This is a genomic window from Myroides albus (assembly GCF_009711045.1).
In the GTDB taxonomy this organism is placed as follows: domain Bacteria; phylum Bacteroidota; class Bacteroidia; order Flavobacteriales; family Flavobacteriaceae; genus Flavobacterium; species Flavobacterium album_A.
Window position 1 is genome coordinate 19,603 of sequence record NZ_WMJX01000035.1, and the last position, 7,899, is coordinate 27,501.

Consider the following 7,899-nt stretch of genomic DNA (forward strand, 5'->3'; position numbering starts at 1 on the left):
ATAGTCTCATGCAATAGCTTGTCATCTTCGAGAACTACCTACATAGAATAAACTAAAATGAAAATCGATACCATACGTTAAAAATATTTACATTTGAGCTTTGACATCTTCCAATAAAGAAATTAAAGTATTATGACACCAATTACTATTATAAGCATTATTGTTATTTATTTTGGCGTGCTCATCGCTATATCTCAATACATAAGTAAGAAAGACAGTAGTAATGATGCTTTTTTTAGTGCAAACAAAAATGCCAAATGGTATCTTGTCGCTTTTGGAATGATTGGGACTGCGCTATCTGGCGTAACATTTATTTCGGTACCTGGCGAAGTGGGTGCACCATCGGGTGAACAGTTTAAATACTTTCAATTTGTACTTGGAAATGCTGTTGGTTTTATTCTAACTGCAGCCGTCTTACTTCCTCTATACTATAAGTATAATCTTGTATCCATATATACCTACATTGAAAAAAGATTAGGTCATTATAGCTACAAGTCTTCTGCATTGATATTTTTGATAAGCCGTACAATCGGTTCAGCTTTCCGCCTATACTTAGTCGTAATAGTACTACAGCGCTATGTTTTTGATTACTATGGCATTCCATTCTTTTCTACAGTCTTAATCGCTTTGTTGCTAATTTACGCTTACACCTACAAAGGAGGTTTAAAAACAATTATAGTAACAGATACGCTACAAACATTCTTTCTTGTATCCTCTGTTATCTTTACGATTATTTTTATTTGCAATAGCTTAGATTTAAGTCCTATACAAGCATTTGAAACAATCAAAGAGAGTAACTATTCAAAGATCTTTTTCTTCGAAGACCTTATCTCCAATCGATTCCACTTCTTGAAACAATTTATTGGAGGAGTATTTGTCACTTTAGCAATGGTTGGTTTAGATCAAGATTTAATGCAGAAGAACCTCAGTTGTAAAAATATTAAAGAAGCACAAAAAAACATGTATTCCTTTACAGCGATTTTCGTTATCATAAATCTGTTCTTCTTAGGAGTTGGTGCCCTACTCTATATTTATGCTGAACAACAGGGAATCGCTGTACCTATAGATCAGATTACAGGTAAACCACGCACCGATTTACTATTTCCCGAAATAGCATTTAATCACTTAAGCTTGATCCCTGCCATAGTTTTCTTACTTGGGCTTACAGCAGCTACCTTTGCTACAACAGATTCAGCATTAACAGCTTTAACTACTTCTTTTTGTATCGACTTTTTAAATATGGATAAACAAAAAGACAAACCCTCTAACATTTGGAAACGCAAAGTAGTTCATCTTAGTTTTTCTCTATTAATGTTTTTAGTAATCATACTGTTTAATGCCATTAACGATGCATCTGTCGTGAGCATGATATTTAAAATAGCGTCTTATACCTATGGTCCTTTACTTGGTCTATTTGCTTTTGCAATATTATTCAAATCAAGAAGAGTCAAAGATAAAATTGTCCCGTTGATATGTCTTGCATCTCCAATCCTAACGCTTATATTAAGCAATAATTCACAACAGTGGTTTGCTGGTTATGTATTCGATAATGAACTTATACTTGTAAATGGAACCCTAACTGTATTATTGTTGCTGTTGATTAGCAATAAATCAAAATTGGTCAGTACGCAACAACACTAAGGTACAAGATTCTTCATACGTAATTTGCTCTGCTGATAATAGAGCATAAAATTCGGGGTTCTCTGTTCCTGGATTAAATATTACGCGTTTTGGTTTTAAACTTAGTATGTAGTCATAAAACTCAACTTGACGTTTTGCGTTAACATACATAGTGATAGTATCTATATCACTATACGCTTTCTTAGTAGTATCAATGACTACATCGGCTACTACTCCTTCTCTTAAACCATATGCTACCACAGAATGATCATATTCTCGTAACATATTTATTGCCTTGAATGAATAGCGCTCCGGATTAGTGGAAGCACCTATAACTAATACCTTCATACGATTTATTATTTTTTTAAATTAAACACTATAATAATTAATTTGTTAATGATATACAATCACTTAAGATTATTATATATAACAATAACACACAAAATGCATCAATTATTTACCTTAAATTTATTAAAAAAACTACTATTTACTCCAAAGATGACATAAATCATATTTCATAATTGTTTTTTGTGCTAATTTTACTCTAAGAAATTTAATAAAAAAATTATGAAAAAATTACTACTTTCTTTTTTAGGAGCTGCTCTATTTTTTAGTGGATCAGCATTTGCTCAAGAACAAGAAGTTTCTACTACAGCAAAAGAAGATTATAAATGGCAAGTTCGTCTACGTGGTGTAGGAGTTATTCCTCACAACAGAGCAGAAATTGGAGGAATTGGAGGTCAAATTGACGTTAACAATAACTTTATTCCTGAATTAGACTTTACTTACTTCTTCACTAAAAACATTGCTGCTGAGTTAATTTTAGGTACTTCAAGACACACAGTTGGTACTTTAGGTTCTAGTTTACCAGAAGCAGTTGGAGGACCAGCTACTGCAAACCTTGATTTAGGTAGTGTATGGTTATTACCTCCTACTTTAATGGTACAATACCACCACCAAGTAACGGATAACTTTAAACCGTATGTAGGTATTGGTGCAAACTATACAATTTTCTACAATGAAAAATCAGGAGTTGCTAAAGATATTTCTTATGATAATAAGTTTGGATGGGGATACCAATTTGGATTCGATATTGATGTAACTGATAAGTTCTTCATCAACGTTGACTTTAAAAAATTATTCTTAAAAACAGACGTATCAGTTAATGCATCTAATTTATTAACTCCAGAAGCACAAGCTGCTGGAACTACTGAATTAAGCATCCCTGCTAAAGTAAAAATCGATCCTATGTTAATCGGATTCGGTGTAGGAATGCGTTTTTAATTATTTAATGAGACATTTTTTTTTACCAACCCATACAACTACAGTTGTGTGGGTTGGTTTTTTATTGCCTTTATTTTAACGAACTTTGTACGCATAAAAGAGAGTAGCGTTTATCATGAAGAGTACCATTTCGTTTAAGGATATAAATAAATTAGCCATACCAGCCATTTTTGCTGGAATATCAGAATCTATTATTTCTTTGACTGACATAGCCATAGTTGGAAACGTAAAAGAAAATAGCGTGGAAGCTTTAGCGGCTGTTGGTTTAGTCGGCTCATTTCTTTCTGCCATAATATGGATAGTTGCCCAAACGAAAACCTCAATATCTGCAGCTGTCTCTCAACATTTAGGTGCCAATAGGATATTTGCAGTCAAAACATTGGTACCACAAGCTATTTTATTCAATTTTATATTAAGTATACTACTCTTTTTATTTACAACATTCTTTGTAAATGAAATATTCACAGCTTACAACGCTGAAGGATTACTCCTAACCTACGCCAAAGAATATTACCTCATAAGAGCATGGGGCTTTCCTCTTACCCTAATTACTTTTGCACTCTATGGTGTTTTCAGAGGGTTGCAAAATACAATTTGGGCTATGAAATGCAGCTTAACAGGTGCCATAATCAACGTAATCCTAACTTATTTCTTCGTCTTTGGTATAGACGGCTTACTTCCTGCTATGCACATCAAAGGGGCTGCCTATGCAAGTGTAATTGCACAAAGCATTATGCTCATTATGGCGTTTTACTATTTCTTTAAATACACTCCTTTTAACTTAGCGCTTAGAAAAACAATAAATCCCTCTTTAAAGCCATTAATTATTATGAGCTTTAACTTTATAATTCGCACTGCTACATTAAATGTTGCTATTTACTTAGCGAACGCCTATGCTACAGGTTACGGTAAAAATTATATTGCAGCGCAAAGCATATTAATGAATATATGGCTGTTCTTTTCCTTCTTCATTGATGGTTACGCAAGTGCTGGAAATGCTTTATCAGGAAGGTTATTAGGAGAAAAAAACTATAACGCCTTATGGAAAATGAGTAAAGACATAAGCAAATACGCTATAATAATTGCAATTATACTTATTGCTATTTGCCTTGCCTTTTATAAACAAATAGGATTATTGTTTAACCAAGAAACCGAAGTAATTAAAGTATTTGTATCTGTATTCTGGCTCGTTCTAATAATGCAACCTATTAACGCCTTAGCTTATATCTATGACGGAATATTCAAAGGTATGGGAGATGCTAAATTCTTACGCAATAATTTATTGTTTGCTACTTTCTGTGGGTTTATTCCCACATTGCTTTTATTTGATTACTTAGACTTTAAATTATACAGTGTTTGGCTTGCATTTGCAGTATGGATGTGTTGCAGAAGTTTCCCTTTAATGTACATCTTCAAAAAGAATTTTGTAGATAAATAGGGCAATGCAACAGTGTTGCAAACATAGTTGGAGATTATTTATACTGAGTAGATGTTAGTACATTTGTTATAAATAAAAACAATAGAACTATGTGTCAAGAACATACAAATCATAATCACTCTCATAATCACCAAGATCACGATCATAACCACGATCATGATCACGACCACAGTCATGGTGACGAAAACACTAAATACTTCGTTGGATTCAGTTTACTACTCTTGTTTATAGGATTACTATTAACTTACATTCTTAAAGCCGATTGGTTTATTAACAACACTACTTTGAGAATAGTTTGGTATAGTGTCGCTTACCTTCCTGTAGGACTCCCTGTTTTAAAAGAAGCTGTAAAATTAGGAGCACGAAAAGATTTCTTTAATGAGTTTTCGCTAATGGGAATAGCTACTTTAGGAGCTTTCTTTATTGGTGAGTATCCAGAAGGAGTTGCTGTAATGATTTTCTATACTATAGGAGAACTATTTCAAGAGTCTGCAGTTAACAAGGCAAAAGGTAATATAAAAGCGCTTTTAGATATTAGACCTAATGAAGCAAGTGTATATCGAAACAATCAATATACTGTTGTTAGCCCTGAAGAAGTTCAAATAGGAGAAATTATACAAGTAAAAGTTGGAGAAAAAATACCTTTAGATGGCGAACTACTTACAGACAAAGGAAGTTTTAATACTTCAGCACTTACAGGAGAGAGTAAACCCTCTACTTATAAAAAAGGGGAAGTTGTCCTTACGGGGATGATCAACTTACAAAATGTAATAGAAGTTAAAACAACAAAGTTGTATCAAGATAGTTCTCTTGCTAAAATCCTTCAAATGGTTCAAGAAGCAAGTGCACGCAAAGCTACAACAGAATTGTACATTAGAAAATTTGCTAAAATATATACTCCTATTGTATTCTTCTTAGCCGTTGCCTTAACCATTTTACCTTTCTTTTTTTTAGGTGAAAATTATGTTTTCCAAACTTGGTTGGGACGAGCATTAGTGTTCTTAGTTATTTCTTGCCCATGTGCATTGGTAATTTCAGTTCCATTAGGCTACTTTGGTGGAATAGGCGCAGCATCTAAAAATGGTATTCTATTCAAGGGATCGAATTACTTAGAACTTATGGCTAAGCTCGATATCGTTGTTATGGATAAAACTGGAACTTTAACAGAAGGAGTATTTAAAGTACAAAAAGTAGAAACAACAATGGAACAAAGTAGTTTTGTACACATCGTTGCTGCAATAGAGAAACAATCCACTCATCCCATAGCAAAAGCTATTGTTGAAGCCTATCCTACAGATAAAATAGCGGAAGATGTACATGAAATATCAGGAAAGGGATTACAAGGAAAAGTGGATAATCAAGAAATACTCGTGGGCAATACAGCGCTTTTAAAGCACTTTAAGATTGAATACCCAAGTAATATAGATGATATAGTAGAAAGTATTGTAATCGTCGCTATTAACGGTCTATATACAGGGTATATAACAATCGCCGACAAAATTAAAGAAGATTCGAAAGAAGCTATTCAATTAATGAAAAAGCTCGGTGTCTCTAAAACTGTGATGCTTAGTGGAGACAAAGATACTATAACCCAAAAGGTTGCTAAAGAAATCAATTTAGATTATGCCGTAGGTGGTTTGTTACCAGAAGGTAAAGTAGCACAAGTTGAAACCCTCAAAAAAGAAAATCCAAACAAATCACTTGCTTTTGTTGGAGATGGAATAAATGATGCACCTGTACTTGCTTTAAGTGATGTAGGTATTGCAATGGGAGGACTTGGTAGTGACGCAGCCATCGAAACAGCAGATGTGGTAATACAAACTGACCAACCATCCAAAATAGCAACTGCTATTCACATAGGAAGGGAAACAAGAAAGATTGTAATTCAGAATATCGTACTCGCACTAACAGTTAAGGTTATTGTACTTATCCTTGGAGCAGGTGGAGTTGCAACGATGTGGGAAGCAGTTTTTGCAGACGTTGGAGTTGCATTACTAGCAATCTTAAACGCGGTAAGAATCCAAAAAATGAAATTTATATAACTTGATACAAACATAAAATCCCGATAGTAATCGGGATTTTTTTATTCTTGTTCCTTAAACTGATGTAAGGTATGCTCAATTTGTAGAAGATATTGTCCATATAGTTTTTTAATCCAATACTTGGCAATAAAGTAAATTAGAACAACCATAATAATAGACACTATTCCCAAATACTTTAAAGCGTGTAAATCACCTCCCAAAATAAGGTCTAATTGAGAAGAAGGAGATGCCACTAAAAGTAATAGAATACCAAAAGGAATAAGTGAATAACAAAAGTTCTCATACATTTGAATATACAACTTTACGTTATAATAGCTATCATATACACTGTCTCTACTGTTTAATTCTAAAGAAGCAGATGTTCTATAGAAGCGATACATTTTCAAAATATAATATCCTGTAATAAGCACAAATATTCCATAGAAAAGATAAAAACCACCTATTTTATTATTCTGTATATCCAGAATATTTGGAGTGAAAACGATAAAAACTATACTTATAATCTGTATCCAAATCTCCTTTTTGACATTACCTCTAATCTTGTCTAATGGCAGACGACTTACTTTTACCTTAAGCTCTTGAGAAGCTACTATATCTGTAGGCAGTTCTTGTTCCTGCCATGACTTCTTTAAATCATCAAAATTCATATCCTTGCCTTTTTATAATTTCTTGTAATTTGCTTTTCGTTCTATTCAACTTTACTCTTGCATTTCCTTCTGAAATACCTAAGTTCACAGAAATATCATAATGAGAAAACCCTTCTAAGTATAAAAATATCAAGGCCTTCTCAATATCATTAAGTAAATGAATAGCTTTATAGAGATAGTTAATTTGACTTTCTACAACCTTATCAACTTCTACATCTAATACACTATACTGATCATCACTAAGCATCTGTTTATTAGTAGATAATTTCCTATCCTTTTTAAAATAAGTTATAGCGGTATTCAAGGCCACGCGATACATCCAAGTCGAAAATAGACTCTTTCCTTGAAACTTGTCATATGATTTCCATAACTGTAACAAAATCTCTTGATAAAGATCTGCCTGGTCTTCGCTATTATCCATATACATACGTGACACTTTATACAAAATGCCCTTATGTATTTCAATATTAGTCAAAAACTCTTTTTCTACAATCCTATTCACTATCCTTAAAATAATTAAACTTTACATGCCCGCATGGAAATACTCACAAATAGAAGTAATGCTAATCCACACTTACATAAACTTTTCAAATAGTTAGTATGATAATCGTACAAATGTTACAAAGCAAGCTCATTTTTTTTTAGTTTCAAGCTATACTAAGATAGAGTATCAATAAAGAGAATATATTTTCTTTTTAGATTAACTAAACTTCTTGCTTAGTTCCCAATTTTAGGATTGATCCCTATTATTACTGATCCAAAATATTCTCAGCACTTGAATAGAAATTTACCAATAGTATCATCCTACTAAGTTATGAAGTATATAAACAAAAAATCCCCAACCTCATATGAGATTGGGGATTCTTAA

The 7,899-nt window shown here is 32.9% G+C and carries 7 protein-coding genes; 4 read left to right on the plus strand and 3 right to left on the minus strand.

Annotated elements, in window-relative coordinates; all coding sequences use genetic code 11:
• Positions 1-132: 132 nt before the first annotated feature.
• On the plus strand, positions 133-1,641 hold the full coding sequence (locus GJV76_RS12580) for a sodium:solute symporter (protein WP_155092966.1): 1,509 nt from the start codon (positions 133-135) through the stop codon (positions 1,639-1,641).
• Here the strand turns inward: GJV76_RS12580 and GJV76_RS12585 are convergent.
• Positions 1,612-1,968 carry a CoA-binding protein gene (locus GJV76_RS12585; RefSeq protein WP_155092967.1) on the minus strand — a complete coding sequence of 119 codons (357 nt, stop codon included), beginning with the start codon at positions 1,966-1,968 and terminating at the stop codon, positions 1,612-1,614. The genes GJV76_RS12580 and GJV76_RS12585 overlap by 30 nt on opposite strands.
• A gap of 219 nt (positions 1,969-2,187) precedes the next feature.
• Between GJV76_RS12585 and GJV76_RS12590 the strand changes: the two genes are divergently transcribed.
• The 3 genes from GJV76_RS12590 to GJV76_RS12600 all read left to right on the plus strand — a co-directional run bounded on the left by GJV76_RS12590 (position 2,188) and on the right by GJV76_RS12600 (position 6,384).
• On the plus strand, positions 2,188-2,904 hold the full coding sequence (locus GJV76_RS12590) for an OmpW/AlkL family protein (RefSeq protein ID WP_155092968.1): 717 nt from the start codon (positions 2,188-2,190) through the stop codon (positions 2,902-2,904).
• A 115-nt stretch (positions 2,905-3,019) separates the two neighbouring features.
• Positions 3,020-4,342 carry an MATE family efflux transporter gene (locus GJV76_RS12595; protein ID WP_155092969.1) on the plus strand — a complete coding sequence of 441 codons (1,323 nt, stop codon included), beginning with the start codon at positions 3,020-3,022 and terminating at the stop codon, positions 4,340-4,342.
• An 89-nt stretch (positions 4,343-4,431) separates the two neighbouring features.
• Positions 4,432-6,384 carry a heavy metal translocating P-type ATPase gene (locus GJV76_RS12600; RefSeq protein WP_155092970.1) on the plus strand — a complete coding sequence of 651 codons (1,953 nt, stop codon included), beginning with the start codon at positions 4,432-4,434 and terminating at the stop codon, positions 6,382-6,384.
• Positions 6,385-6,425: 41 nt separating this feature from the next.
• On the opposite strand, the gene GJV76_RS12605 is transcribed toward GJV76_RS12600, so the two are convergent.
• On the minus strand, positions 6,426-7,031 hold the full coding sequence (locus GJV76_RS12605; RefSeq protein ID WP_155092971.1) for a hypothetical protein: 606 nt from the start codon (positions 7,029-7,031) through the stop codon (positions 6,426-6,428).
• Positions 7,021-7,458 (minus strand): RNA polymerase sigma factor, encoded by a 438-nt coding sequence (locus tag GJV76_RS12610; protein WP_155092972.1) that lies wholly within the window; start codon positions 7,456-7,458, stop codon positions 7,021-7,023. The genes GJV76_RS12605 and GJV76_RS12610 overlap by 11 nt, the downstream gene beginning before the upstream one ends.
• Positions 7,459-7,899 lie beyond the last annotated feature (441 nt).